The following is a 26,361-nucleotide window of genomic DNA, read 5'->3' on the forward strand; positions in this document are numbered from 1 at the left end:
TTACATTCCCGTGGTGCCACGGCTGCGCGGAAGTGTCGTCAGCCGCGTGGATAGACATGGGTCAGCAGCAGTTTCCCCTTGGCCGGCGGGGTGGCACTGACGCAGGACGCGTCAATCACATACGCCTGCACCTGAGCGCTGTCGGTCGGGTGCGGCAGGACCAGGAGATAGGCCTTCCGGCCCTCGTAGGTGCCCTGTTCGACGGCGAGGACGGCAGCGTTGCGGCCGGTGCCCTGCTCCACACAGGCCGGCACCACCGGTACCTGCCCGAGCAGGGGCGAGTTGTCGCTCGCCGCACCGTTGCGATGCGTGCTGTCCGTGTGTTTGGCGGCGGGATTACCGGCCAGAAGTGCGTCCACCTGGCTACGCAGGAACGGATCGGAGAAATCCTTGGCGGCTGCCACGCTGCTCTTCGAAACCTGTGCGTCGGCGGCGCTGTTGTCGCTCGGCGCCTGCGCCGCCGCTCGCAGCAGCAACACGCTCACTCCGACGGCGGCGGTGCCGAAGACAGCTCCGAGGACGGCGTTGCGGCGCCGACGGCGTACACCGGCGGAGCGGCCGGGGCCGGTCGCGGCCCGCGGATGGCCGGCGGGTGTGCGTGCCGGGGGAGATGTTTCACGTGAAACATGAGCGGCGGCGGCCTCGGGCGGGTCCGCCTGACGGAGTACCTCGGCCGCGAGCGCGGCATCGATGCGCTCGGCGACATCGTCCGGCATCCGCGACGGTCCGGGGAGGGTGCCCAGCAGTCCTCTGATCTCTTCGAGGGAGGCATGTACATCGGCGCAGAGCGCACAGCTGTCGAGGTGCTCGCGCACCTCGGCGGTGCGGGACGGTGAGAGCAGGCCGTCGGTGAGGTCGGAGATCTCCGAGACGTCGGGGTGCTGCTCTGTGTCGGCCGTGGATGTCATGTGCGCCCACCTCCTCCCTTCACCGCTGCTGGGTCACTCGGTCCTTTGGTGCCGTCGGGTGCCGGCGCCGGTGGTGGGACGGATGTCCCTGGCGTCCGGTTCCTTCCCCCACCGGGATCGCCGCTATCCGGGGCGTCCGCCCGCAGATGGCTGAGCATGGGCTGAAGTCTCGCCCGGCCCCGGGCGCAGCGGCTCTTGACCGTTCCCGTAGGCACGCCCAGCACCAGGGCGGCTTCGGCGACGGGGTAGCCCTGCATGTCCACGAGCACCAGGGCGGCCCGCTGGTCCACGGGGAGTTTGGCCAGCGCCGCCAGCAGCTCACGGTGGAGATCCTGCCGCTCGGCGGGCGCCTCGGCGGATTCATGGGGTTCGAGGAGTTGTTCCAGCCGCTCCGTGTCGTCCATGGGGGATGTCTTGCGGGAGGACGCCTTGCGGACCCGGTCGAGGCAGGCGTTGACGGTGATGCGGTGCAGCCAGGTGGTCACGGCCGACTGGCCACGGAAGGTGTGGGCGGCGCGGAAGGCCGACACCAGTGCGTCCTGGACGGCGTCCGCCGCTTCCTCACGGTCCCCGAGTGTGCGTACGGCCACGGCCCAGAGCCGGTCGCGGTGGCGCCGTACCAGCTCACCGAAGGCGTCCGGGTCGCCCGCGACATGAGCGTCCAGGAGTTCCTGGTCGCCCGCGTCGGCGAGTGCGGCGTCGTCCAACGGTGAGCCCCCTCCCCTGGTCCGGTCAGCTGCTGACCTGGATCTCCGAGACCTTGCCCCGGTAGCCGCCGTCTCCGATCGGCGGAAGATCGGTCAGCCAGACCAGAACGTACCGCGTCGTGACCGCCTTGCCGGGCTTGAGGGCCACTTTCTCACCGGATCCCTCGGCAACCTTCGTGAAACCGTCCAGCCCGCCCGGTGCCTCCGCGGCTCCTGAGGGCGCTGCCCGCAGCTGCACCGCGGTGTCGCCGCCCAGGAAGGAGACGTCCACCGAGCCGACGCTCTGCGCCTTGCCGAGGTCCAGCACGATGCCGACGCCCGACTTGAGGCGTCCGAAGTCGTGGCTGAGGTAGCGGTCGGTCTCCCACGCGGTGGCGGGGTCGCGGTCGTAGCTGTTCTGTATCTGGTCGGGCTTCTCGGAGTGGTCAGAGCTGAGCGGGTCGAAGTCGTGGGCGCCGGTGATGGCGATCGGCTTGCCGTGCTCGACGACCTTGTCGTCTCCGTGCTCGTCGGTGGTCTTCGTCTTGGCCGGACCGTTGTCCGAGGACTCGTTGTGGTCGAGGAGCCGGTCGGCGACCTGCCAGCTGCCGAGTCCCAGAGCGGTGATCAGGAGCGCCGAGACGATCCACTTGAGTGCCTTGCCGGTACGCCCCTGAAGCGGCGGCGGCGGGGCCACGATCGCCGGCGCGGGGGCGCCGTTGGCGGACTGCGGGAGGCCGTAGTTGCCCTGCTGGTAGGTGGTGCGCTGGTAGTCGGGCGGCGCGGTGAACGTGGGCTCCGGCGGCCGGATGCGCGGCATCTCCGCCACAGCCTTGGCCAGTTCGTCCGGCGTGGTGCAGGGCGGCTCCTGACGGGACGCCGTGGCACCGTCGTTGATCAGCGCCCGCATGGCCAGCTCCGACAGGCCCCGGTGGATGCCGGCCCGCACCTGGTCGGGGGCGATGAGCCCGACGCCCTTGGGCAGTCCGGCCAGCCCGTACGCGTCCGTCTCGTACGGCCAGCGCTGGGTCAGCGCCGCGTAGAGGATCGCTCCGATGGCCTCGGTGTCGGTGCGTTGCGGACGGTCGGCGCTGATGCCGCGCAGCGCCGCGTTCACGGCGAGACCACGGATCCGGTACTGGCCGCTGGAGGTCCGCAGCACCGCACCCGGCGTCAGCCGCAGATGGGCGAGGCCCTCGCGGTGCGCGGCCGCCATGGCCTGGGAGACCTGGCTGACGAGTTGATAGGCGTCGTGCGCCTCCATCGGCCCTGCGGCGAGGAGCGCGGTGAGTTCGACGGCGTCCGGCAGCCACTCGTGGACGACGTAGACGAGGTCGTTCTCCTCGACGGCGTCGAGGACCTGGACGAAGCGCGGGTCACCGAGGAGCGCAGCCGAGCGGGCTGCGGCGAGCACGGAGCGGGCGCGCGGGTGGTCGGCCGGCAGAAGGTGGACGCCAACGGCGCGGCGCAGTTTCTCGTCGACCGCACGCCAACTGCTGAATCCGTCCAGACGGGTGACGCACTCCTCCAGGCGGTAGCGTCTGGCGAGCTTGTGGCCACTGTGCAGTTCGGGGGTGACGACGGTCGGCTCGGTGTCCTGCCCGCCCTTGTCCCCGCTCTTGTCCTCGGACTGCTCGGACTCCTCAGCAGTGTCCTGGGCTTCCGCCACACCGTCGGTCGTGGCCTTGTCCGCCTTGGCGGCCGGCGGTTCGTTCCCGCCGTTGTCGGCCACGTCGACGGACGCCGTGCTACGTTCCGCCACCGTCGCTCCTGCCTCCCCATCCGTTGCGCGCTGTTCAACAGCCAAGCCAATTGTGCCCACAGTCCAACGCTATGCACGACACACAGGGGCCGACGATGGTTGTGCTCGGCCGTCCCGGACTAGCGTCCCAGGCGTCCGCGCACCATGCCGACCATCGAGTTCATCTCCTCGATCCGCATTTTCTTCGCGGCGAGGAAGAAGACCCCCAACAGGACGACGCCGCCGAGAACGAGCGCCACGAGAGAGCCGAGGGCGCCCTCACCCACGCCGCCGAGGACGGCGTAGCCAATGGCACCAGCCGCGAGAGCCGCCGGGATGGACGCCAGGCAGAGCCGGGCGTACGTCCGCATGACGCGACCGCCGTCGAGGTCACCGCCGAGGCGCTTGGCGAGCCGGTGCCAGGCGACACCGACGCCGACGGCGTAGGCGAGACCGTACGAGGCGGCCATTCCCACGACGGCCCAGCGGGCCGGCAGCACGACGTAACTGATCGCCGAAGCGGCCGCGTTGACCGCCGCGACGATGACCGTGTTGTAGAAGGGCGTCCGGGTGTCCTCGTAGGCGTAGAAGCCGCGCAGCACGACGTACTGCACGGAGTACGGGATCAGTCCGAGGCCGAACGCCATCAGGATGAAGCCCATGGACCGCGCCGACTCCAGGCCGCTGGACGAGAAGAGCAGCGTGGACATCGGGACACCGAGCGCGAGGAACGCGAACGCGATGGGGACGATGGCCACGGCGGAGTTGCGCAGGCCCTGCGAGATGTCGTCGCGCACCGCCCCGGGGTCGCCGTCGGCCGCCGAGCGGGAGATACGGGGGAGCAGCGCGGCCATGACCGATACCGTGATTATGGCCTGCGGCATGCCCCAGATCAGCTGGGCGTTGCTGTAGGCCAGGATGCCCGTGCCGTCCTTGCCGGACGCCTTGCCCGCCGCCGTGGCGAGCTGGGTGACGATCAGCACGCCGGCCTGGTTGGCGAGCACGAACAGGACGGTCCACTTGGCCAGCTTGACCGTCTTGCCGAGACCGTGGCCCTTCCAGTCGAACCGCGGACGGAACCGGAAACCGGCCTCCCGCAGATACGGAATCATCGCCAGCGCCTGCACGGTGAGTCCCAGGAGGGTGCCGACACCCAGCAGCCGCACACCGTCCGGCGGGATGGTCCGCACGCTCATGTTCGAGTCGGCGGCCGTGCCGTAGACCCAGATGAACAGACCGAACGTGGCGATCATGACGATGTTGTTGAGTACCGGCGTCCACATCATCGCGCCGAACTTCCCGCGCGCGTTGAGGATCTGACCCATCACCACATGGATGCCCATGAAGAAGATGGTCGGCAGGCAGTACCGGGCGAAGGTGACGGCGACGTTGTTGGCGGTCGGATCGCCGGCGATCGTGTCCGACATCAGCCGGATCAGCACGGGAGCGCCGAGCACGACGATGACGACGACGGCGCCGAGCGCCACCATCACCAGCGTCAGCAGCCGGTTCGCGTACGCCTCACCGCCGTCGTCGTCCTCCTTCATGGACCGCACGAGCTGTGGGACGAAGACGGAGTTGAGGCCGCCGCCGACGGTGAGGATGTAGATCATCGTCGGCAGGGTGTACGCCACGGTGAAGCTGTCACCGAGCAGTGCGGCGCCGAGCGCCGCGGTGATCACCAGGCTGCGGACGAACCCCGTCAGCCGCGACACCAGGGTGCCCGCCGCCATGACGGCGCTCGACTTCAGCAGACCCGACGCCTTGCCGCCGGAGCGGGCGGCCGGCGGCGCCGCCACCGGTACGGGGGCGGGTTCCGGCTCGGGCACCGCGGGCGGCTGCTGCCCCAGACCCTGCTGGTCGCGGTAGAGATGGGCGAAGGCGTCCTGCTGCGGTGCCTCGTCGCCCGCCCGGGAGACGAGTTCGTCGACACCCATGAACTGGGTGGTCTGCGGATCGTCCCCGTACGGCAGGTGCCGGGAGGGCCCCGCAGGTTCGGGCGGCGGTGGCTGCGCCCAGATCCGCGGGTCGGGGGCGTACTGCTGGGCCGGCGGCTGCTGGTAGAGCTGCTGCGGGTCCTGATACGTGGGCGCGGGCGGCGGCGGGGGGAGCGGGGCGCTGTCGTACAGCGCTCCGTTCACCGGGTCCTGTGCGGCGAGCTCCTGCGTCCAGTAGGGATCCTCCTGGTAGGCACCCTGGACGTACGGGTCCTGGGCGTACGGATCCTGGACGTAGGGGTCCTGAACGCGGGGATCGCGTCCCCGGGGGTCCTGGGGGGCATAGGGCTCCTGGGCAGGCGGCGAAGGCGCGCCCTGCCCTGCCGGATCGCCACCCGCGCCCTGTCCGCGTTCACCGTCGTACGGCGCGTTCATGGTTACCCCACCTCATCGTCCCCGGCCGACCGGCCACGACATCGCTCAACGGTCCACTTTCTCACCCGGGCCTGACGGTGCCGCGCTTTCCGGTCCGGTGTCCCCTGCCGGGTCACTCGGCTGCCCGGGTTCCGCTTCCTCGCCGTCACCGCCGTCACCGCCGTCGTCGGGTTCCGCGTCCTGCCCGGCGGCGGCCTTGCGGGCCGCCGCGCGCTTGCGCTGGCTGTACATCTTGACGCCAGCGAGGACGAGCAGCAGCACACCGCCCGCGATGACCAGCATCACGGTAGGCGTGATCTCGGAGACCTTGACCTGGAACTGCATGGCATTGCCGTACGGCCTGCCGTCCTCCGTGTAGAGCTGGGCCGTGACCTGGACGGGCCCGTTGGCGTTCCCCGCCCCGGTGAACTTCACCGACTGGCTGTGCCCGCCCTCGACCGTGATCGGCTGTTCGGCGACGGCGTGGTCACCGTCCACCTTCAGACGGGTCGGCTGCGCCGAACTGAGCCGCAGCACCAGATGCTCGACGTCCTGCAGGAGCTGGTTCTGGACGGTCACCGGGATCGTCGCGCTGCGCCCCGAGAGGGTCAGCACGGACTTCTGGATGAGCCGGACCTCGCTGGTGAGCCCCTGCAGATAGCTCTGCGTGGAGTCACGGTACCGCTGGGCCCCGATCGGGTTGCCGCGCCAGGACGTCGACATCGCCCGGTGCATGGCGTTGGCGAACGGCGCCTCGACCCGGTCGGGCGAGCTGAGGATGTCCTTGAACTTGGTGAGCTGGTCCTGGGTGTCCTTGAGCTTCTGGAACGCCTCGGTCGGCAGCTCCTGCTTGCTCAGCCGCTTCGGGTACCGGGACGCGCCGGGCACCTTGGTGTTGGCCTCGGTGTCCGGGGTGGCCGCTGCCGCCGCGAGCAGGTCCGACGGCTGGGTCCAGCGTTCGGGGTCGAGCCCGCGCAGGGCGCTCGCCAGCGCCTCCGCCTGGGCGATGCTCGGCATGCGCTGCGGGGCGACGACGACGCTGCGCTGCTTCTCCGGCTGCTGGAGCGTCAGGGCGAGCGTCTGGGCGAGGAACTTCTGTACGGCGAGCGTGGAGCTGTTCGCGCTCGTCATATTGCCCTCGAACGCCTTGGACAGCCGGGTGTCGGCGACGACCGCCGTCGTGCCCCCGCCGATCGGCCGCGCGGCCGACGGCGTATACGGCAGGTTGTCCTCCAGGCTGTCGCCCCGGGTGATCACCTTGTGCGCTCCGGCCGAGGTGGCGACGTCGACGATCGACGGATCGATCGCACCGTCCACGGGCCAGGCGAAGTCGGTGGACGGCGTCACATGGAGGATCGTGTCCACGGTGGCCGTCGCCACCTCGGTGGCCGGCTGGAGATGGCTGAGGGTGCCTGAGACGTTCTTGCCGCGGTGGGCCAGCGACGCAAGGTCGGGGTCGGCGAACGGCAGCGCGACCACCTTGTGGCCCTGCACCGCCTTCTCCAGCGCGTCGAGCCACTGGTTGGCCACGGTCTGGTTCTTGCCGGCGACCGTGGTGTTGCCGCTCCTGACTCGGTAGTTACGGGTCATCGAGTCGACGGTCGCGAGCAGATCGGGGTCGATGACCCAGGTCACCGGAAGCTGATTGCCGAGAGAGACCATCTCCTGGAGCCGGCCGCCCGGCGCCAGCTCGGCTGCGAGATCGTCGTTGTCGAAGACCGCCGTCTGCTGTTCGTCCGAGCCGGTCTGCGCGGAGAGCGGCGTCGAGGCGATCAGCGGCCACATGGTGGTCAGCTGGGTCTTCTTCTCCGTGGTCTCCGGCTGCCAGGGCAGGAACGTGCGCTCAATGCCCAGCACCGTGTCGTACGGCACGTCGGAGGTCTGCCCGGACAGCGAGACACCGAGCTGGTAGACGCCGTCCTCGCCGAGGCCGAGCTGGCTGACCGGCACGGACAGCGAGAAGTCCTGGGGGGTGCCCGAGGTGAGCTTGCCGAGCTTGACGGTGTACTTGCCGCCCAGCGGGGCGACGTCGATCGCCGCTTCGCCCGTGCGCTGCGCGGCGTCGTCGATCGCTGTCCGGCCGGACAGCCTCGGCCCGACCCGCAGATCGACCTCGGCTTCGGTGACGGCTCGCTTGCCCTTGTTGGTGACCGTGCCGGAGACGGTGAGGGTGTCGCCCTTCACGGGGGCGCTGGGCGACAGCGTGTCGAGCGCCACAGCGACCGTGCTGGATCCGCTCGCCTTCTCCGTCGTACCCGTGGCACTCCTGGCGTCCGCGGCATGCGCCTGGGGACCCATCGCGCCGACCAGCAGACCGGCCAGCAGGGGCGCTCCCGCGATCAGGGAAGCTGTACGTCGCAGCCGTCGGCGGGCACCGGTGTGGCCCGTCCCCTGAGAGTCTGCCGCCTCGGCCACGCGCTCGCCCGTCCCTCGTCATCGTCTGCTGCCGCTGGTTGTCGATTGGTGCGTCCACGCATGGTAACGATGTGCGCTGTGGCGAAGTGCTGGGGACTGCTCCACATGATCGGAAGAATCTCATGGACCGCGGCAAACCCTTGCACCGGAGGCCGACGGTAGCGAAAACGCGGCCAACGGCGAGTGCCGCGGCACGTACCCTTTTCTGTTGTGCCGACAGCCAACGAAGACAGCCCCAGTGCACTGAGCCAGGTGCAGCGCCGCGCGGTCAGCGAACTGCTGCGGGTGTCCCCCGTCGCCGACGACCTCGCCCGCAGGTTCCAGGAAGCCGGATTCAGCCTCGCCCTGGTCGGCGGATCGGTCAGGGATGCCCTTCTCGGCCGGCTCGGCAACGACCTGGACTTCACGACCGACGCCCGCCCCGACGATGTGCTGAAGATCGTCAGACCGTGGGCGGACTCGGTGTGGGAGGTCGGGATCGCCTTCGGCACGGTCGGCTGCCAGAAGAACGGCTACCAGATCGAGGTCACGACGTACCGGTCCGAGGCGTACGACCGCACGTCGCGCAAGCCCGAGGTGTCCTACGGCGACTCCATCGAGCAGGACCTCGTCCGCCGCGACTTCACCGTGAACGCGATGGCCGTCGCGCTGCCGCAGAAGGAGTTCATCGACCCGCACGGCGGTCTTGAGGACCTTTCCGCGCGGGTGCTCCGTACGCCCGGCACCCCGGAGGAGTCCTTCTCCGACGATCCGCTGCGCATGCTCAGGGCGGCACGCTTCGCCGCGCAGCTGGACTTCGAGGTCGCCCCCGAGGTGGTCGCCGCCATGAAGGCGATGTCCGACCGTATCGAGATCGTCTCCGCCGAGCGGGTCCGCGACGAGCTGAACAAGCTGCTGCTCTCCGCACAGCCCCGCAAGGGCCTGGCGCTGCTCGTCGACACCGGCCTCGCCGACCGCGTACTGCCCGAGCTGCCGGCGCTGCGGCTGGAGAGCGACGAGCACCACCGGCACAAGGATGTCTACGAGCACTCGCTGACCGTGCTGGAGCAGGCCATCGACCTGGAGGAGGACGGTCCCGACCTCGTGCTGCGGCTGGCCGCGCTGCTCCACGACATCGGCAAGCCCAGGACCCGGCGTTTCGAGTCGGACGGCCGGGTGTCCTTCCACCACCACGAGATGGTCGGCGCCAAGCTCACCAAGAAGCGGATGACCGCGCTCAAGTACTCCAACGAGATGGTCCGCGACGTCTCACGGCTGGTGGAGCTGCATCTGCGCTTCCACGGCTACGGGACCGGCGAGTGGACGGACTCGGCGGTACGACGCTACGTACGCGACGCGGGCCCGCTGCTGACGCGGCTGCACAAACTGACCCGCTCGGACTGCACCACACGCAACAAGCGCAAGGCGGCAGCCCTCTCCCGCGCCTACGACGGGCTGGAGAACCGCATCGCCCAGCTGCAGGAGCAGGAGGAGCTGGACTCCATCAGGCCCGATCTGGACGGCAACGAGATCATGGGGATCCTGGGGGTCGGTCCTGGTCCGGTGATCGGTAAGGCCTACACGTTCCTGCTGGAGCTGCGGCTGGAGAACGGGCCGATGGAACGCGAAGCGGCTGTCGCGGCGCTCACGTCATGGTGGGCGGCGCAGAGCTGAGCGACGTGGTCAGCGGAACCGTCAGTTTCGACGGGGGTCATGTTTCACGTGAAACATGACCCCCGTCGGTCATCGGGGCCGACGGTGTTTCACGTGAAACATTGGCGCCGCGCGCCACTGACAGTGCCACCGCCGCGTAGAGGAAGGCGACCGCCACCACCAGCGGCACCGAGCGGCCGTCCGGCGGCAGAACCAGCGCGGCCACGGCCGCCGCTCCGACGAAGGCGACATTGAACAGCACGTCGTAGAGCGAGAACACCCGGCCACGGAAGGCGTCGTCGACCGAGGTCTGCACCACGGTGTCGGTGGCGATCTTCGCGCCCTGGGTGACCAGACCCAGAACGAACGCGGCGGCCAGCACCGGCCCCGGTGTGAAGGTGAGCCCCAGCGCCGGTACGAGCACGGCGGCCGAACCGGCGCACACCACCATCCAGCCGTACGGGCCGAGCCGCCCGGTCGCCCACGGCGTGATGACGGCGGCGACGAAGAAGCCCGCCCCGGAGACGGCCAGTGCCACCCCGAGCAGCGCCAGCCCCTCGGACTCCTGTGTCGTCCAGGCGTAGCGGCAGAGCATCAGCACCGTCACGGTCAGTGCTCCGTAGCAGAAGCGCAGGACCGTCATCGCGGCGAGCGAGCGGGCGGCGTCCCGCCGTTCGGCGAGATGGCGCAGCCCGGCGGTGAGCCCGCGCAGCGTGGAGGCGAGTGCGTCGGTCAGCCGCGGCCGGTCAGGTACCCGGTCGGGACCCAGCAGTTCGCGGGCCATCAGGAGCGAGGTGAGTGCCGCACAGAGATAGAGGACAGAGCCCAGCAGGACGACGCCGGCGTCGGAGTCGACGACCGTCAGCCGGAAGACGAAGGCGAGCCCGCCGCCCAGCGTCGCGGCGAGGGTGCCGGCGGTCGGGGAGAGCGAGTTGGCGACGACGAGCTGCTCGGCGCCGGTCACATGCGGCAGGGCGGCCGACAGCCCGGAGAGCACGAACCGGTTGACCGCGGTTACGGACAGCGCGGAGACGTAGAAGAGCCAGTCCGGGACGGAGGCCACGACGAGGACGGCTGTGCAGCCGGCCAGCACGGCCCGCAGGAGGTTGCCGAAGAGGAACACCTGCCGGCGCTGCCAGCGGTCCAGCAGGACTCCGGCGAACGGGCCGATCAGTGAGTACGGCAGCAGCAGGACCGCCATGGCCGAGGCGATGGCGGCGGGCGAGGTCTGTTTCTCGGGGGAGAAGACGACGTACGTGGCCAGCGCCACCTGGAAGACCCCGTCGGCGGCCTGCGACAGCAGCCGGACCGCCAGCAGGCGGCGGAAATCGGGCAGGCGCAGGAGTACGCGCAGATCACCTACGACGGGCATGTGGATCAGCGTCACACACATCCGTGGGGCACGTACGAGAAGGGTCCCCGGGCGGGCAGCCCGGGGACCCTTCTCATGGACGCTGTGGAGCGGTGGTTCAGCGCTCGACGTCGCCGCGGATGAACTTCTCGACGTTCTCGCGGGCCTCGTCGTCGTAGTACTGGACCGGCGGGGACTTCATGAAGTAAGAGGAAGCGGAGAGGATCGGGCCGCCGATGCCGCGGTCCTTGGCGATCTTCGCAGCGCGCACGGCGTCGATGATGACACCGGCGGAGTTCGGGGAGTCCCAGACCTCCAGCTTGTACTCCAGGTTCAGCGGAACGTCGCCGAACGCGCGGCCCTCAAGGCGGACGTACGCCCACTTGCGGTCGTCCAGCCAGGCCACGTAGTCCGAAGGACCGATGTGGACGTTGTCGGCGCCCAGGTCACGGTCACGGATCTGCGAGGTGACGGCCTGCGTCTTGGAGATCTTCTTGGACTCGAGACGCTCGCGCTCAAGCATGTTCTTGAAGTCCATGTTGCCGCCGACGTTCAGCTGCATCGTGCGCTCCAGGACCACGCCGCGGTCCTCGAAGAGCTTCGCCATGACGCGGTGCGTGATGGTCGCGCCGACCTGGGACTTGATGTCGTCGCCGACGATCGGGACACCGGCCTCGGTGAACTTGTCCGCCCACTCCTTCGTGCCGGCGATGAAGACCGGGAGGGCGTTGACGAAGGCGACCTTGGCGTCGATGGCGCACTGCGCGTAGTACTTCGCAGCGGACTCCGAACCGACCGGCAGGTAGCAGACCAGCACGTCGACCTGACGGTCCTTGAGGGTCTGGACGATGTCGACCGGAGCCTCGTCGGACTCCTCGATGGTCTCGCGGTAGTACTTGCCCAGACCGTCAAGGGTGTGGCCGCGCTGGACGGTGAGGCCCGTCGACGGCACGTCACAGATCTTGATGGTGTTGTTCTCACTGGCACCGATGGCGTCAGCGAGGTCGAGACCGACCTTCTTCGCGTCGACGTCGAAGGCGGCCACGAACTCGACGTCCCGCACGTGGTAGTCGCCGAACTGGACGTGCATCAGACCCGGCACCTTGCCCGCCGGGTCAGCGTCCTTGTAGTACTCGACGCCTTGAACCAGCGAGGAGGCGCAGTTCCCCACGCCGACGATGGCTACGCGAACCGAACCCATTCCTGTTGCTCCCTGTGTGTTCTCGGTGTTTCTGCTGAGGCCCGACGGAAATGCGGGCCTCACTTGGCGGTGTCGGCGGACGGATCCGGTCCGGGATGCCGCGGGGGCGTACCCCCGGCAGATGCGGCATCCCGGCCCCGGGGCAGGCCATCCGTTTCTCCCGGTGTGTGGTTCTCAGGTGTGTCTTCGTGCTGGGCGGCACCGGCCGGGTCGGATCGTCGCTGATCCCGTCCTGACCGCTCGCTCTCGATGAGCTCGTTCAGCCAGCGGACCTCGCGCTCCACGGACTCCATGCCGTGCCGCTGCAGCTCCAGCGTGTAGTCGTCCAGACGCTCGCGCGTCCGGGACAGGGAGGCGCTCATCTTCTCCAGACGCTCCTCCAGCCGGCTGCGACGGCCTTCCAGCACCCGCATCCGTACTTCACGCTCCGTCTGGCCGAAGAAGGCGAAACGAGCGGCGAAGTGCTCATCCTCCCAGGCGTCGGGACCGGCACTCGAGAGCAGTTCCTCGAAGTGCTCCTTGCCTTCCGCCGTCAATCGGTAGACGATCTTGGCGCGCCGCCCCGCGAGTGACGCGGCGAGCGCGTCCTCCGGAGCACTGCCCGGTTCCTCGATCAACCAGCCGCTGGCGACCAGCGTCTTGAGACACGGATATAGGGTTCCGTAGCTGAACGCCCGGAAGATCCCCAGCGACGTGTTGAGCCGTTTGCGCAGCTCATAGCCGTGCATCGGGGATTCACGCAGCAGACCCAGGACGGCGAACTCAAGGATGCCAGAGCGTCTGCTCACCCCTCGCCTCCTCCGTCGTCCGGGACACTTATGCCGCGCTGATGTATCGACTCGATACATCAGGACGATAGAACGAAGTTGCAGTTGCGACAAGAGGGGACACGGTGAAGGCCGTCACATCGTCAATTCACAGCGAGCAACTTGCGTGGTTTGGGGTGAACTTCAGTACTGGGCGGGTTTTGACCGTGCGTAGTCTGTGCGGCATGCAGACCACCGGAGACCGCATGACGCCCGTGAGCGTCGGCTTACCGGACGCATGGCGGATGAGCGCCCAGGACGCCTCATCCGTATTCAGTTCGGGGGGACCGGAACTCAACTGCCGCTTCCAGGCGTTCGCGCCTGCCCGAGGAGTAGTCGTTCGATGAGCGAGCACCGTCGTAAACCGCCACAGCAGCCACAGGGTGGCGGACGTGCCGCGGCCAGGCGTGCAGCACCGCAGCCTTCCGGCCGCCGCGCAGCCCCGTCCCGAGGAGCCGAACCGGCCGCCTCGGCCTCTGTTCCGCACGAGGAGGACGCCCGCACCTACGGTGGCCGGGCCGAGGCCCGGCGCGCCCAGCGTGGCGGCCGCAGGCGTGCGGCCGAGACCGGTCCAGGACGTCCGGCCGGCGCCGGCCGCAGCCGCGGTCCTTCGAAGAAGCGGCTGATCGACTACCCGCGCTACGACAAGTACGGGTGGCGCCGCTGGATGCCGTCGTGGAAGCTCACCAGCGGTCTGGTCATCGGCTTCGTCGGCTCGCTCATGGCCGCGGGCACCATCGCGTACGCCATGGTCGGCGTCCCGAACCCCAGCCTCGCCTCCCAGGCGCAGAACAACGTCTACTACTGGGACGACAACACGCCGATGGTCTCCACCGGCGGTGAGGTCAACCGGCAGGTCATCGGGATCGACCAGATCCCGAAGGCGATGCAGAACGCGGTGGTCTCCGCCGAGAACAAGACCTTCTGGGACGACTCGGGCGTCGACCCGATGGGTATCGCCCGCGCCTTCGTCAACATGGCCAAGGGCGGCCAGACCCAGGGTGGCTCGACCATCACCCAGCAGTACGTGAAGAACGCCCGCCTCGGTGACCAGAGCCAGACGATCAGCCGCAAGATGAAGGAACTCTTCATCTCGATCAAGGTCGGCACCGACATGGAGAAGCCCGACATCCTCGCGGGCTACCTGAACACCTCGTACTACGGACGCGGCGCCTACGGCATCCAGGCCGCCGCCCGCACGTACTACGGCATCGACGCCAAGAACCTGAATCCGAGCCAGTGCGCCTTCCTGGCCACGCTCCTCAAGGGCGCGACCTACTTCGACCCGGCCGGCGCCCCGGAGATCGACCCGGCTGCGACCAGCGACGCGAACACCGCTGCCGCCAAGGACCGCTGGAACTGGATCCTCGGCGAGATGGTCAAGGACAAGCACCTCAGCGCCGCCGAACGGGCCAAGTACCCGACCTTCCCGATGCCCGATCCGCCGAAGAAGAACGCCCAGCTGGGCGGTCAGACCGGCTATCTGGTGGACCTGGCCAAGGCGAACTTCGTCAACAACAACACCCAGGGCATCACGGAGAAGGACCTCACCCACGGCGGCTACGAGATCCACACGACCTTCAACAAGAAGAAGGTCCAGGAACTGACCAAGGCCGTCACCAAGGTCTACGACGAGAACATCGACCCGAAGAAGCGCCCCAAGACCGACACCCATGTCGAGTTCGGCGGCGCCTCGGTCGACCCGGAGACGGGCAAGATCGTCGCGATCTACGGCGGCCAGGACGCCACCAAGCACTTCACCGACAACGCCGACCAGACCGGTGCCCAGGTCGGTTCGACCTTCAAGCCGTTCGTGCTGGCGGCCGCGATGACCGACGGCGTCAGGGATCCCAAACTCGGTCCCGACCAGGGAGTGGACTCGCGCACCCTCGTCTCTCCCGACAAGAGCCGCTACAGCGGCAAGAACAAGCTGAAGATCAAGAACTACGACGGCTCGATCTGGCACAACGAGGAGGGCAAGGAGTGGCTGCAGACCAACGACGGCAACGACAGCTTCGGCCCGATCAGCCTGCGTGAGGCCATGCGGGAATCGGTCAACTCCCCGTACGTCCAGCTCGGCATGGACATCGGCATCCCCCAGGTCAGGCAGTCCGCGATCGACGCCGGGCTGCTGAAGTCGTCCCTGGGCGCTGAAACCAAAGTGGAAACGCCGTCCTTCTCCATCGGCATCTCCGACCCCAGTGCCATCCGCATGGCGGGTGCCTACTCCACCTTCGCCGCGCACGGTGAGCAGCGTGACCCGTACTCGGTGACCGAGGTGCAGCACGCCGGCAAGGTCGTCTACAAGTACGAGGACAAGGCGAAGCGGGCCTACTCGACGCAGGTCGCCGACAACGTCACCGACGTCCTGCGGACCGTGGTCGACAAGGGCACCGGTACGAACGCGCAGCTCAAGGGACGCCAGGTGGCCGGCAAGACCGGTACGACCGACGGCAACAAGTCCGCCTGGTTCGTCGGCTACACCCCGCAGCTGTCGACCGCGATCTCCATGTACCGCCTCGACGACAACGCCGACGCCAAGGACCGCAAGTTCCTGGAGATGTACGGCACAGGCAACCAGGCGAAGATCCACGGTGCCTCGTTCCCCTCGGAGATCTTCCACGACTACATGGAAGCCGCGCTGAAGGGGGAAGAGGCCCTGACCTTCCCGAAGCCCGAGCCGATCGGCTCGGCCGTCTTCGGCGGCGGTGCCAGCAGCCCGAAGCCCACGCCCACCGAGACACCGTCCGAGACGCCCTCCGAGACACCTTCGGAGACGACGCAGGCCCCCCCCTCGTCGTCCCAGGCCCCGCCGCCGTCCAGCCCGAGCTGTGACAAGTTCTTCGGCTGCGCCGACCAGGGTGGCGCGAACCAGGGCGGTGACAACGGCGGGAACGGCGGCGAAGGAACCCCGACGACCACACCGCCGGGCGGCGACCAGGGCGGAACGGACCAGGGAGGCGGCGAGAACACCGGGAATCCGGACGGCGGAGGCCAGGACGACGGAGGCTTCTTCGGCGGCCCCGGCGGCTGACAGGCCGCTCGGCGCCGTGTTCCTCCAGGGCCGCCGCACCAAGCGCGTACAGACCTTGTACGCCTCGGTGCGGCGGCCCTCGCCATGCGCACAGCGGCGTACGGCAGGATGTCCAGCATGCCGAGCGCAGAAGAGACAACCGTGCACCAGGACCAATCGGTCGTAGCGCCCACCCGGCGTGACAGCGTCGCCGCTGCGGGCAGCGAACTGATCGGCGGCCCGGCCGGCCGCTGGGCCTGGCTCGGCAGCAGCCGGCTCACCCCCGTACGCGTCGTCGCGCTGGTGGCGCTCGGCATGTTCGCGCTCGGCCTGGCGCAGAAGATGCCCTGCTACGACTGGGCGTGGTTCCGCGGCACCAGCTCGCAGTACACCCACGCCTGCTACTCCGACATCCCGCACCTCTACCTCGGGCGCGGCTTCGCGGACGGCCGGATTCCGTACTTCGACCAGCTCAGCGGCGACATGGACTACCTGGAGTACCCCGTACTCACAGGACTGTTCATGCAGGTCGCCTCCTGGTTCACGCCGAGCGGCGGCACGCTCATACACCGCGAGCAGGTGTACTGGCTGGTCAACGCCGGCATGCTGACGGTCTGCGCGGCGGTCATCGCCGTCTGCACCGCGCGCACCCACCGCCGCCGCCCCTGGGACGCCCTCCTGGTCGCGCTCGCGCCCGCCTTCGTGCTCACCGCCACCATCAACTGGGACCTGCTGGCCGTCGCCCTCACAGCGGCGGCCATGCTCATGTGGTCACGCGGCAGGAACCTGGCCTTCGGCATCCTCATCGGGCTCGCCACGGCGGCCAAGCTCTACCCCGTCCTGCTGCTGGGGCCGCTGCTCGTGCTGTGCTGGCGGGCCGGCAAGTACCGCGCGTACGGGGCGGCGGTGCTCGGCGCCGCCGGCGCCTGGCTCGTGGTCAACCTGCCGGTGATGCTGCTGGCACCCGAAGGGTGGAAGAAGTTCTACGCCTTCAGCCAGGAACGCCAGGTCGACTTCGGCTCCTTCTGGCTGATCATCACCCAGCGCACCGGCAGCGGCTTCGAGGTCGGCACCGTCAACACGTACGCGACGCTGCTGATGCTGCTCGCCTGCGCGGGCATCGGGGCGCTCGCCCTCATGGCGCCCCGCAGGCCCCGCTTCGGGCAGCTCGCCTTCCTGGTCGTCGCCGCCTTCATCCTCACCAACAAGGTCTACTCGCCGCAGTACGTACTGTGGCTGGTCCCCTTGGCGGCCCTGGCCAGGCCCCGCTGGCGCGACTTCCTGATCTGGCAGGCGTGCGAGGTCATGTACTACCTCGGCATCTGGATGTACCTCGCGTACACCAGCAGCGGCGACGCCCACAAGGGACTGCCCACCGAGGGCTACCAGCTCGCCATCGCCATCCATCTGGCCGGCACGCTCTACCTGTGCGCGCTGGTGGTGCGCGACGCGCTGCTGCCGGAGCGGGACGGCGTACGCACCGACGGCTCCGACGACCCGTCGGGCGGCGTACTCGACGGAGCGCCCGACGTGTTCGTCCTGGGCGACGCCGCCCGCCCCGGTCCACGGGAGGACAGGAGCGGGCCATGGACCGAGGTCGAATGGGGAAGGCCCTCCGAAGACGCCTGAGCGGCCGTCTGAGGGCCTCGCGGTCAGCGGTCGACGATCCGGTCGAACTGGGTCGTCGTGTGCCGCAGATGCGCCACCAGCTCGTCACCCACCCGGGGCTCCTCGGCGTCGGCCGGTACGAACAGGATGGACACCTGCATGTGCGGCGGCTCGGCGAACCAGCGCTGCTTGCCCGCCCACACGAACGGCGACAGATTGCGGTTGACCGTCGCGAGACCCGCCCGCGCCACACCCTTCGCACGGGGCATCACACCGTGCAGGGCCTTCGGGGCCTCCAGACCGACCCCGTGCGACGTGCCGCCCGCCACCACCACGAGCCAGCCGTCCGCGGCCGCCTTCTGCTGGCGGTAGCCGAACCGGTCGCCCTTGACCACCTTCGTGACGTCGAGGACGGCGCCGCGGTACTCCGTCGCCTCGTCGTCGCCCAGCCACAGCCGGGTGCCGATACGCGCGCGGAACCGCGTCTGCGGGAACTGCTGCTGCAGCCGGGCCAGCTCCTCGGCGCGCAGATGGCTGACGAACATCGTGTGCAGGGGCAGCCGCGCGGCGCGCAGCCGGTCCATCCACCCGATGACCTCCTCCACCGCGTCGGAGCCGTCCGTGCGGTCCAGCGGCAGGTGCAGGGCGAAGCCCTCCAGGCGTACGTCCTCGATGGCGGCGTGCAGCTGGCCGAGCTCCTCCTCCTTGACGCCGTGGCGCTTCATGGAGGACATGCACTCGATCACGACGCGGGCGCCCACCAGGGCGAACACCCCGTCCACCGAGGACACGGAACGGATGACCCGGTCGGGCAGCGGCACCGGTTCCTCGCCGCGCCGGAACGGCGTCAGTACCAGCAGGTCGCCGCTGAACCAGTCCTTGATACGGGCGGCCTCGTAGATGGTCCCGACGGCGAGCATGTCGGATTCGAAGCGGGTCGTCTCGTCGGAGAGCCGCTCGTGGCCGAAGCCGTAGCCGTTGCCCTTGCAGACCGGGACCAGCCCCGGGAACTGCTCGATGACCGACTTCTGGTGCGCCCGCCAGCGCGCGGTGTCGACGTAGAGGGAGAGCGCCATGCCGGTCCGGAACCTTTCTCGTGGCTGCGGTGTATGAAGGATATGAAGTGATGTGAGGGTCTTGGGGTCTTAACGGGAGACTCCCACGGATCAGCGCCTGGACATGTAGATGTCCAGGGCTTTGTGCAGCAGTTTGTTGAGGGGGAAGTCCCACTCCCCGATGTACTCGACGGCCTCGCCGCCGGTACCCACCTTGAACTGGATCAGACCGAAGAGGTGGTCGGTCTCGTCCAGCGAGTCGGAGATACCGCGCAGGTCGTAGACGGTCGCACCCATCGCGTAGGCGTCGCGCAGCATGCGCCACTGCATCGCGTTCGACGGCCGGACCTCGCGCTTGTGGTTGGCGGACGCGCCGTACGAGTACCAGACGTGGCCGCCGACGATCAGCATCGTCGCCGCGGCGACGTTCTCGCCCTCGTGCCGGGCGAAGTAGAGCCGCATGCGGTTGGGGTCCTCGGTGTTCAGGACCGTCCACATGCGCTGGAAGTACGACAGGGGCCGCGGCCGGAAGTGGTCGCGCTCGGCGGTGATCTCGTACAGCCGCTGCCACTCACCGAGGTCGTCGAAGCCGCCCTGGACGACGTCGACGCCGGCCTTCTCGGCCTTCTTGATGTTGCGCCGCCACAGCTGGTTGAAGCTCTTGAGGACGTCGTCGAGCGAGCGGTTGGCCAGCGGCACCTGGAAGACGTAGCGCGGCTGGACGTCGCCGAAGCCGGCGCCGCCGTCCTCGCCCTGCTGCCAGCCCATCTTCCGCAGCCGCTCCGACACCTCGAACGCGCGCGGCTCGATGTGCGTCGCCTCGACGTCACGCAGCCGCTTCACGTCCGGGTCCTGTATGCCCGACTTGATCGCGACGGAGTCCCAGCGGCGGATCACCACGGGCGGGCCCATCTTCACGGAGAAGGCACCCTGCTCCTTCAGATGCGCCAGCATCGGCTGCAGCCACTCGTCGAGGTGGGGGGCGTACCAGTTGATCACCGGGCCCTCGGGCAGGTACGCGAGATAGCGCTTGATCTTGGGCAGCTGGCGGTAGAGCACCAGGCCGGCGCCCACCAGCTGTCCGTTCTGGTCGAACCAGCCAAGGTTCTCGGAACGCCATTCCGTTTTGACATCAGCCCATGCCGGGACCTGGCAGTGACTCGCCGCGGGCAGGCTCTGGATGTACGCCAGATGCTGCTCTCGGCTGATGGTCCTCAGGGTCAGACTCATGCGGGGCGCTCCTCGGCAGGTGTGTCCCCATGGATACAGGGGCTCCGGCTCTCGCGCCGAAGCCTACTGCCCCCTCGGAGCGCCCAGACTGGCCGTGCGGCGGTGACGCCCTACTGGAAGAAGCCGCCGTGGGCCATACCGAGGAAGAACCCGATGGCGGAGGCGCCCAGACCCAGGATGACCAGGAACCTCTCGCGGGTCGTCACGGACACGTACTGGCCGTACGCGCCGGTCAGGATCCCGATGACGCCGACCACCGACGTCAGCAGATGCAGGTTGTGGAACCACGCCGTGGTGAAGGCGAGCACACCCAGCACCAGCGTGACCGCCACCAGGGTGTCCTGGAGCGGATGCACCTTGCCGTCGGTGGCGAAGAGGGAGCCTGCGGAATTCGATCGCATTGCCTGTGCCATGAGGCACCTCCTGGCGTTGCCGAACGACGGCGCACCTTAGCGCCGCACACACCCATACCTACCCCGATGCGTCCAGATTGCGTCCAGTAGCGCCCGGATTTCAACCGGGGGCCGCCCGACAGGTACTCTGTACGGTCTGCGGCGGTGTCTGCCCGAGCCAGTAAACGATCATCCCTCGAATCCCGAGCCTGATTGTCAGTGGCGGCGGATACCGTTGCTACGCATCACGACCCTCCTGCCACGGAACGACCGTGGCCGCCGAGTCCAAAGGAGGTGGGTTTTACATGCGTCACTACGAGGTGATGGTCATCCTCGACCCCGATCTCGAGGAGCGAGCAGTCTCCCCGCTGATCGAGAACTTCCTCTCCGTCGTCCGCGAGGGCAACGGAAAGGTCGAGAAGGTCGACACCTGGGGCCGTCGTCGTCTCTCCTACGAGATCAACAAGAAGCCCGAGGGCATCTACTCGGTCATCGATCTGCAGGCCGAGCCCGCGATCGTCAAGGAGCTCGACCGACAGATGAACCTGAACGAGTCGGTCCTCCGGACCAAGGTCCTCCGTCCCGAGACCCACTGAGCGTCTAGCTCAGCGGTCATCGGGTTCGAGTAGCAGCAGCAAGCAGCCAGAAGCAATCCCCGCCGAGAGGTTCACCCATGGCAGGCGAGACCGTCATCACGGTCGTCGGCAATCTCGTCGACGACCCCGAGCTGCGCTTCACCCCGTCCGGTGCGGCGGTCGCGAAGTTCCGCGTCGCGTCCACTCCCCGTATGTTCGACCGCCAGACCAATGAGTGGAAGGACGGCGAAAGCCTCTTCCTCACCTGCTCGGTCTGGCGTCAGGCAGCGGAGAACGTGGCCGAGTCGCTCCAGCGAGGCATGCGCGTCGTCGTGCAGGGCCGGCTGAAGCAGCGGTCCTACGAGGACCGCGAGGGCGTCAAGCGCACGGTCTACGAGCTGGATGTCGAGGAAGTCGGCCCCAGTCTCAAGAGCGCCACGGCCAAGGTCACCAAGACCACCGGCCGGGGCGGCCAGCAGGGCGGCGGCGGCAGCTGGGGCGGCGGTCCCAGCAGCGGCGGTCAGCAGGGCGGCGGCGGTGCACCCGCCGACGACCCGTGGGCCACCAGCGCACCGGCAGGCGGCGGCCAGCCGGCGCCGCAGGGCGGCGGGGGCAACGGCGGCGGAGGCGGCTGGGGCGGAAGCTCCGGCGGCTCAGGCGGCGGCTACTCGGACGAGCCCCCCTTCTAAAGGGCGGGGCCCGTACCCCCACTTCTTGATCACACAGGAGATACACCATGGCGAAACCGCCTGTGCGCAAGCCGAAGAAAAAGGTCTGCGCATTCTGCAAGGACAAGACCGTGTACGTGGACTACAAGGACACGAACATGCTGCGGAAGTTCATTTCCGACCGCGGCAAGATCCGTGCCCGTCGCGTCACCGGTAACTGCACGCAGCACCAGCGTGACGTCGCCACGGCAGTCAAGAACAGCCGTGAGATGGCGCTGCTGCCCTACACGTCCACCGCGCGATAAGGGAAGGGTGACCGAATCATGAAGATCATCCTCACCCACGAGGTCACCGGCCTCGGAGGCGCAGGCGACGTCGTCGACGTCAAGGACGGCTACGCCCGCAACTACCTCGTCCCGCGTGGCTTCGCCATCCGCTGGACCAAGGGCGGCGAGCAGGACGTGGCGCAGATCCGCCGCGCCCGCAAGATCCACGAGATCGCCACCATCGAGCAGGCCAACGAGATCAAGGCCCGCCTCGAAGGCGTGAAGGTCCGGCTGGCCGTTCGCTCCGGCGACGCCGGCCGCCTCTTCGGCTCCGTCACCCCGGCCGACCTCGCCTCGGCGATCAAGACCGCCGGTGGCCCCGAGGTCGACAAGCGTCGGATCGAGCTCGGTGCGCCGATCAAGACCCTGGGCTCGCACCAGGTGTCCGTGCGTCTGCACCCCGAGGTCGCTGCGAAGCTCGGCATCGAGGTCATCGCCGCGTAACGCCGCACACGATGAGAGCTCATCCCCGCCAGGGATGAGCTCTCGTTCTTTGGGCGCTGTTTCACGTGAAACAGCGCCCAAAGTCATGTGTGCGGCCGGCGGTCAGCGGCTGGCGCCGGTGACCAGCCAGCGGCCGGACCGGGTGCGCACCCACAGCGTGACCAGCCGGACGGCCATCATCAGCCCCATCGCCCACCAGAGCGCGGTGAGCCCGCCGCCGACCGTCGGGACCAGCAGGGCCACCGGCGCGAACACGGCCAGCGTCACCAGCATGGCCCGTGCGAGATACGGTCCGTCGCCCGCGCCCATCAGCACGCCGTCGAGGATGAACACGATCCCGGCGACCGGCTGTACCACCGCGACCACGAGCAGGGCGGGCAGCAGGGTGTCCCGAACCCCCTGGTCGCCGGTGAACAGCGGAATGAACAGCGGCCGCGCCGCCACGATCAGCACGCCGAGCAGGATCCCGGAGACCAGCCCCCACTGCACCATCCGCCGGCAGGCCTCGCGGGCGCCCTTGCTGTCGCCTGCGCCCAGATAGCGGCCGATGATGGCCTGTCCCGCGATGGCGATCGCGTCGAGCGCGAAGGCAGTCAGACTCCAGAGCGACAGGATGATCTGGTGGGCGGCGATGTCGATGTCGCCCAGCCGGGCGGCGACCGCGGTGGCGATCATCAGTACCGCTCGCAGGGAGAGCGTACGGACCAGCAGCGGCACCCCGGCCTGGGCACTGGCCCGGATACCGGCGGCGTCGGGGCGCAGGGAAGCGCCGTGCCGGCGGGCTCCCCGGACGACCACGAACAGATAGACCGCGGCCATCGCGCACTGGGCGATGACCGTGCCCCAGGCGGAGCCCGCGATTCCGAGCCCGACGCCGTAGACGAGCACCAGATTGAGCACCGCGTTGGCGCCGAAGCCGCCGATCGCGACGTAGAGCGGGGTCTTGGTGTCCTGCAGCCCGCGCAGCACACCGGTGGCGGCCAGTACGACCAGCATCGCGGGGATGCCGAGGCTGGAGATCCGCAGATAGGTGATGGCGGAGGGCGCCGCGGTGTCGGAGGCGCCGAACACCTCCACGAGCCAGGGCGCGCTCGGCAGGGTGCCGGCGATGACCACGGCGCCGAGCAGCAGCGCCAGCCAGATGCCGTCCATCCCCTGCCGGATGGCGGCCCGGAGGTCGCCGGCGCCGACGCGCCGGGCGACCGCCGCCGTCGTGGCGTAGGCGAGGAAGACGAAGATGCTCACCGCGGTGGTCAGCAGGGCCGCAGCGATGCCCAGTCCGGCGAGTTCGCGTGTCCCGAGATGGCCGACGATGGCGCTGTCGACCATCACGAAAAGAGGCTCGGCGACCAGCGCGCCGAAGGCGGGCAGGGCGAGCGCGACGATCTCGCGGTCGTGCCGTCGCCGACCGGTTCGGGACGGGGCGGGGGCCTGTGTCATGAACTCAATCTAATCTTCCACAGGTAAGAGACGCAATGCAGCTACGAGCCTTACTTATGGACAGTGTGTGAGCACGCTTGTGCGTCGTTTGTTCTGATCTTGGTCCAGTCGGGAAAGTTTTTCTCCCCCACAGCCGGTGGACGGAAAAACACCAGGTCAGCATGGTTACGGTGGGATGGCTATGACTTTGTCCACAGTGCTGTCCCCCGGTCCGTGCACAGGTTCTCGGGAGTTCTCCACAGCATCTGGTCGTTCGCCCACAGGGCCTGTGGATAACCAGATTGGCTGACGGTGCAGACGGGCCTAACGTAGGCGAGCGTCCGACGCGCCCGAACCGGAGACGACCCTCTCGTTTTGTCAGTGTCGTGCCGTAGAAAGAGTGGCACGGCGAGGTCCGTTGAGCGGACATGAGGAGGTGGCCGGTGAGCATTCCCGAGCCGTTGGACGACCCCTGGACCGACGCCGGTCCCAGTGACCGACTGCCCGTGTCCCGACAGCGGCGCGGTGACGGCCGAGGCCGCGAGGAGCAGCACGAGCGCGGCCATGACAGTCCCTCCTGGGACGGCGGATCTCCCGGCTTCGAGCGGGTCCCCCCGCAGGATCTCGACGCCGAACAGTCCGTGCTCGGCGGCATGCTGCTGTCCAAGGACGCCATCGCCGATGTCGTGGAGATCATCAAGGGCCACGACTTCTACCGGCCGGCGCACGAGACGGTGTTCACGGCCATCCTCGACCTGTACGCCAAGGGCGAGCCGGCCGACCCGATCACGGTGGCCGCCGAGCTGGTGAAGCGCGGCGAGATCACCCGGGTCGGCGGGGCGTCGTATCTGCACACGCTGGTCCAGTCCGTGCCGACGGCCGCCAACGCGTCGTACTACGCGGAGATCGTCCACGAGCGCGCGGTGCTCCGCCGCCTGGTCGAGGCCGGCACGAAGATCACACAGATGGGATACGCGGCCGACGGCGACGTGGACGAGATCGTCAACTCCGCACAGGCCGAGATCTACGCCGTCACCGAGCAGCGGACCAGCGAGGACTATCTGCCGCTCGGCGACATCATGGAAGGCGCCCTCGACGAGATCGAGGCGATCGGTTCCCGCAGCGGCGAGATGACGGGCGTACCGACCGGCTTCACCGACTTCGACTCGCTGACGAACGGTCTGCACCCGGGCCAGATGATCGTCATCGCGGCCCGTCCCGCGATGGGTAAGTCCACGCTCGCGCTGGACTTCGCCCGGGCCGCCTCGATCAAGAACAACCTGCCGAGCGTGATCTTCTCCCTGGAAATGGGGCGCAACGAGATCGCGATGCGTCTGCTCTCGGCCGAGGCCCGGGTGGCGCTGCATCACATGCGGTCGGGAACCATGACGGACGAGGACTGGACAAGACTGGCGCGCCGCATGCCGGACGTCTCCCAGGCCCCGCTGTACATCGACGATTCGCCGAACCTGTCGATGATGGAGATCCGCGCCAAGTGCCGCCGGCTGAAGCAGCGGAACGATCTGAAGCTGGTGGTCATCGACTACCTGCAGCTGATGCAGTCGGGCGGCTCGAAGCGGGCGGAGAGCCGCCAGCAAGAGGTCTCGGACATGTCGCGAAACCTGAAGCTGCTGGCCAAGGAGCTGGAACTGCCGGTGGTGGCGCTGTCGCAGCTGAACCGTGGCCCGGAACAGCGCACGGACAAGAAGCCGATGGTCTCGGACCTCCGAGAGTCGGGCTCCATCGAGCAGGACGCGGACATGGTGATCCTGCTGCACCGCGAGGACGCGTACGAGAAGGAATCCCCACGCGCGGGCGAGGCGGACCTGATCGTCGCCAAGCACCGTAACGGCCCGACGGCCACGATCACGGTGGCCTTCCAGGGCCACTACTCCCGCTTCGTGGACATGGCCCAGACCTGACCGGCGCGTGGGTGCTGCTGCTCAGCGCCTCGTCTCGTACCTGGTCAGGACCACGCCGCCGGGAAGGGTCCGCGTCTCCAGCAGGTTCAGGCTCACCCAGCCGTCCAGCGCGGTGAAGAACGGCGTGCCGCCGCCCACCAGGACCGGATGGGTGACGACCGCGTACTCGTCGACCAGCCCGGCGCGCATGGCCGCCCCGGCGAGCGTCGCACCGCCGATGGTCATCGGGCCGCCGTCCTCGGCCTTGAGCCGGGTGATCTCGGCGATGGCGTCGCCGGTGACCACGCGGGTGTTCCAGTCGACCTTGTCGACCGTCGAGGAGAACACCACCTTCGGCGTGTCCCGCCAGTTCCGCGCGAACTCGATCTGCGCCGGGGTGGCGCCCGGCTGCTGGTCGCCGGTCGGCCAGTAGGAGCTCATCGCCTCCCACAGCTTGCGCCCGTACAGCGCCAGCCCACTGGCCTGGTCGTGTTCGAGCCACCACTGGAACAGCTCGTCGCTCGGCGGTCCGCTCCAGTCGATGTCGTCGCCGGCCCCGGCGATGTAGCCGTCCAGGGACACGTTCATGCCGTAGATCAGTTTCCGCATGGCGCCAGCCTTCCGTCCGTGGGTGTCCGG

General features: G+C 68.7%; 21 protein-coding genes. 8 read left to right on the forward strand and 13 right to left on the reverse strand.

Translation table 11 applies throughout. The features are described from left to right. Positions 1-38 precede the first annotated feature (38 nt). From OHS57_RS19310 to OHS57_RS19330, 5 genes are all read right to left on the reverse strand, one after another. Entirely contained in the window at positions 39-908 is an 870-nt protein-coding gene (locus tag OHS57_RS19310; protein ID WP_328582795.1) for an anti-sigma factor family protein, read from the reverse strand. Beyond that, positions 905-1,615: an RNA polymerase sigma factor SigM gene (gene sigM, locus OHS57_RS19315; RefSeq protein ID WP_041987373.1), complete on the reverse strand. Its 711-nt coding sequence runs from the start codon at positions 1,613-1,615 to the stop codon at positions 905-907. The genes OHS57_RS19310 and sigM overlap by 4 nt, the downstream gene beginning before the upstream one ends. Positions 1,616-1,640: 25 nt before the next feature. Beyond that, a complete protein-coding gene (locus OHS57_RS19320; protein ID WP_328582796.1) occupies positions 1,641-3,356 on the reverse strand; it encodes a protein kinase family protein in 1,716 nt (571 codons plus the stop codon). Positions 3,357-3,475: 119 nt separating this feature from the next. Next, positions 3,476-5,707 (reverse strand): murein biosynthesis integral membrane protein MurJ, encoded by a 2,232-nt coding sequence (murJ, locus tag OHS57_RS19325; RefSeq protein WP_328582797.1) that lies wholly within the window; start codon positions 5,705-5,707, stop codon positions 3,476-3,478. Positions 5,708-5,752: 45 nt separating this feature from the next. After that, positions 5,753-8,101, reverse strand: coding sequence for a DUF6049 family protein (locus tag OHS57_RS19330; RefSeq protein WP_328582798.1), 2,349 nt, complete (start codon positions 8,099-8,101; stop codon positions 5,753-5,755). A gap of 210 nt (positions 8,102-8,311) precedes the next feature. Here OHS57_RS19330 and OHS57_RS19335 point away from each other — a divergent pair, with 210 nt between their 5' ends. After that, entirely contained in the window at positions 8,312-9,754 is a 1,443-nt protein-coding gene (locus OHS57_RS19335) for a CCA tRNA nucleotidyltransferase (RefSeq protein WP_328582799.1), read from the forward strand. Positions 9,755-9,791: 37 nt separating this feature from the next. Here OHS57_RS19335 and OHS57_RS19340 read toward each other — a convergent pair whose 3' ends face one another. From OHS57_RS19340 to OHS57_RS19350, 3 genes are all read right to left on the reverse strand, one after another. Then, positions 9,792-11,105, reverse strand: a complete 1,314-nt coding sequence (locus OHS57_RS19340) for an MFS transporter (RefSeq protein WP_328582800.1) — start codon at positions 11,103-11,105, stop codon at positions 9,792-9,794. Between the two features lie 97 nt (positions 11,106-11,202). Beyond that, on the reverse strand, positions 11,203-12,285 hold the full coding sequence (locus OHS57_RS19345; RefSeq protein ID WP_041987354.1) for an inositol-3-phosphate synthase: 1,083 nt from the start codon (positions 12,283-12,285) through the stop codon (positions 11,203-11,205). Between the two features lie 59 nt (positions 12,286-12,344). Next, positions 12,345-13,073, reverse strand: a complete 729-nt coding sequence (locus OHS57_RS19350) for a PadR family transcriptional regulator (protein ID WP_328582801.1) — start codon at positions 13,071-13,073, stop codon at positions 12,345-12,347. Between the two features lie 361 nt (positions 13,074-13,434). Between OHS57_RS19350 and OHS57_RS19355 the strand changes: the two genes are divergently transcribed. After that, complete coding sequence (locus OHS57_RS19355) at positions 13,435-16,125, forward strand: transglycosylase domain-containing protein (protein ID WP_328582802.1); 2,691 nt, start codon at positions 13,435-13,437, stop codon at positions 16,123-16,125. A gap of 117 nt (positions 16,126-16,242) precedes the next feature. After that, entirely contained in the window at positions 16,243-17,733 is a 1,491-nt protein-coding gene (locus OHS57_RS19360; RefSeq protein ID WP_328582803.1) for a glycosyltransferase family 87 protein, read from the forward strand. Positions 17,734-17,756: 23 nt separating this feature from the next. Here OHS57_RS19360 and OHS57_RS19365 read toward each other — a convergent pair whose 3' ends face one another. From OHS57_RS19365 to OHS57_RS19375, 3 genes are all read right to left on the reverse strand, one after another. After that, positions 17,757-18,788 (reverse strand): alanine racemase, encoded by a 1,032-nt coding sequence (locus tag OHS57_RS19365; RefSeq protein ID WP_041987342.1) that lies wholly within the window; start codon positions 18,786-18,788, stop codon positions 17,757-17,759. Positions 18,789-18,878: 90 nt separating this feature from the next. Next, complete coding sequence (locus OHS57_RS19370) at positions 18,879-19,997, reverse strand: lipid II:glycine glycyltransferase FemX (protein ID WP_328582804.1); 1,119 nt, start codon at positions 19,995-19,997, stop codon at positions 18,879-18,881. A gap of 110 nt (positions 19,998-20,107) precedes the next feature. Beyond that, positions 20,108-20,410 carry a hypothetical protein gene (locus tag OHS57_RS19375; RefSeq protein ID WP_041987338.1) on the reverse strand — a complete coding sequence of 101 codons (303 nt, stop codon included), beginning with the start codon at positions 20,408-20,410 and terminating at the stop codon, positions 20,108-20,110. Between the two features lie 284 nt (positions 20,411-20,694). Between OHS57_RS19375 and rpsF the strand changes: the two genes are divergently transcribed. From rpsF to rplI, 4 genes are all read left to right on the forward strand, one after another. Further along, complete coding sequence (gene rpsF, locus OHS57_RS19380; RefSeq protein ID WP_040023256.1) at positions 20,695-20,985, forward strand: 30S ribosomal protein S6; 291 nt, start codon at positions 20,695-20,697, stop codon at positions 20,983-20,985. Positions 20,986-21,062: 77 nt separating this feature from the next. Next, positions 21,063-21,653 carry a single-stranded DNA-binding protein gene (locus tag OHS57_RS19385; protein WP_328582805.1) on the forward strand — a complete coding sequence of 197 codons (591 nt, stop codon included), beginning with the start codon at positions 21,063-21,065 and terminating at the stop codon, positions 21,651-21,653. Positions 21,654-21,700: 47 nt separating this feature from the next. After that, positions 21,701-21,937 carry a 30S ribosomal protein S18 gene (gene rpsR, locus OHS57_RS19390; protein WP_003956534.1) on the forward strand — a complete coding sequence of 79 codons (237 nt, stop codon included), beginning with the start codon at positions 21,701-21,703 and terminating at the stop codon, positions 21,935-21,937. Positions 21,938-21,955: 18 nt separating this feature from the next. Then, positions 21,956-22,402 carry a 50S ribosomal protein L9 gene (gene rplI, locus OHS57_RS19395; RefSeq protein WP_041987329.1) on the forward strand — a complete coding sequence of 149 codons (447 nt, stop codon included), beginning with the start codon at positions 21,956-21,958 and terminating at the stop codon, positions 22,400-22,402. A gap of 102 nt (positions 22,403-22,504) precedes the next feature. On the opposite strand, the gene OHS57_RS19400 is transcribed toward rplI, so the two are convergent. Beyond that, positions 22,505-23,842 (reverse strand): MATE family efflux transporter, encoded by a 1,338-nt coding sequence (locus OHS57_RS19400; protein ID WP_328582806.1) that lies wholly within the window; start codon positions 23,840-23,842, stop codon positions 22,505-22,507. A 440-nt stretch (positions 23,843-24,282) separates the two neighbouring features. Between OHS57_RS19400 and dnaB the strand changes: the two genes are divergently transcribed. Beyond that, positions 24,283-25,743 carry a replicative DNA helicase gene (gene dnaB, locus OHS57_RS19405; protein ID WP_443043081.1) on the forward strand — a complete coding sequence of 487 codons (1,461 nt, stop codon included), beginning with the start codon at positions 24,283-24,285 and terminating at the stop codon, positions 25,741-25,743. Between the two features lie 21 nt (positions 25,744-25,764). On the opposite strand, the gene OHS57_RS19410 is transcribed toward dnaB, so the two are convergent. After that, a complete protein-coding gene (locus OHS57_RS19410) occupies positions 25,765-26,331 on the reverse strand; it encodes a dihydrofolate reductase family protein (RefSeq protein WP_328582807.1) in 567 nt (188 codons plus the stop codon). Positions 26,332-26,361: the final 30 nt, after the last annotated feature.

It is taken from the genome of Streptomyces sp. NBC_00370, assembly GCF_036084755.1.
In the GTDB taxonomy this organism is placed as follows: Bacteria; Actinomycetota; Actinomycetes; order Streptomycetales; family Streptomycetaceae; genus Streptomyces.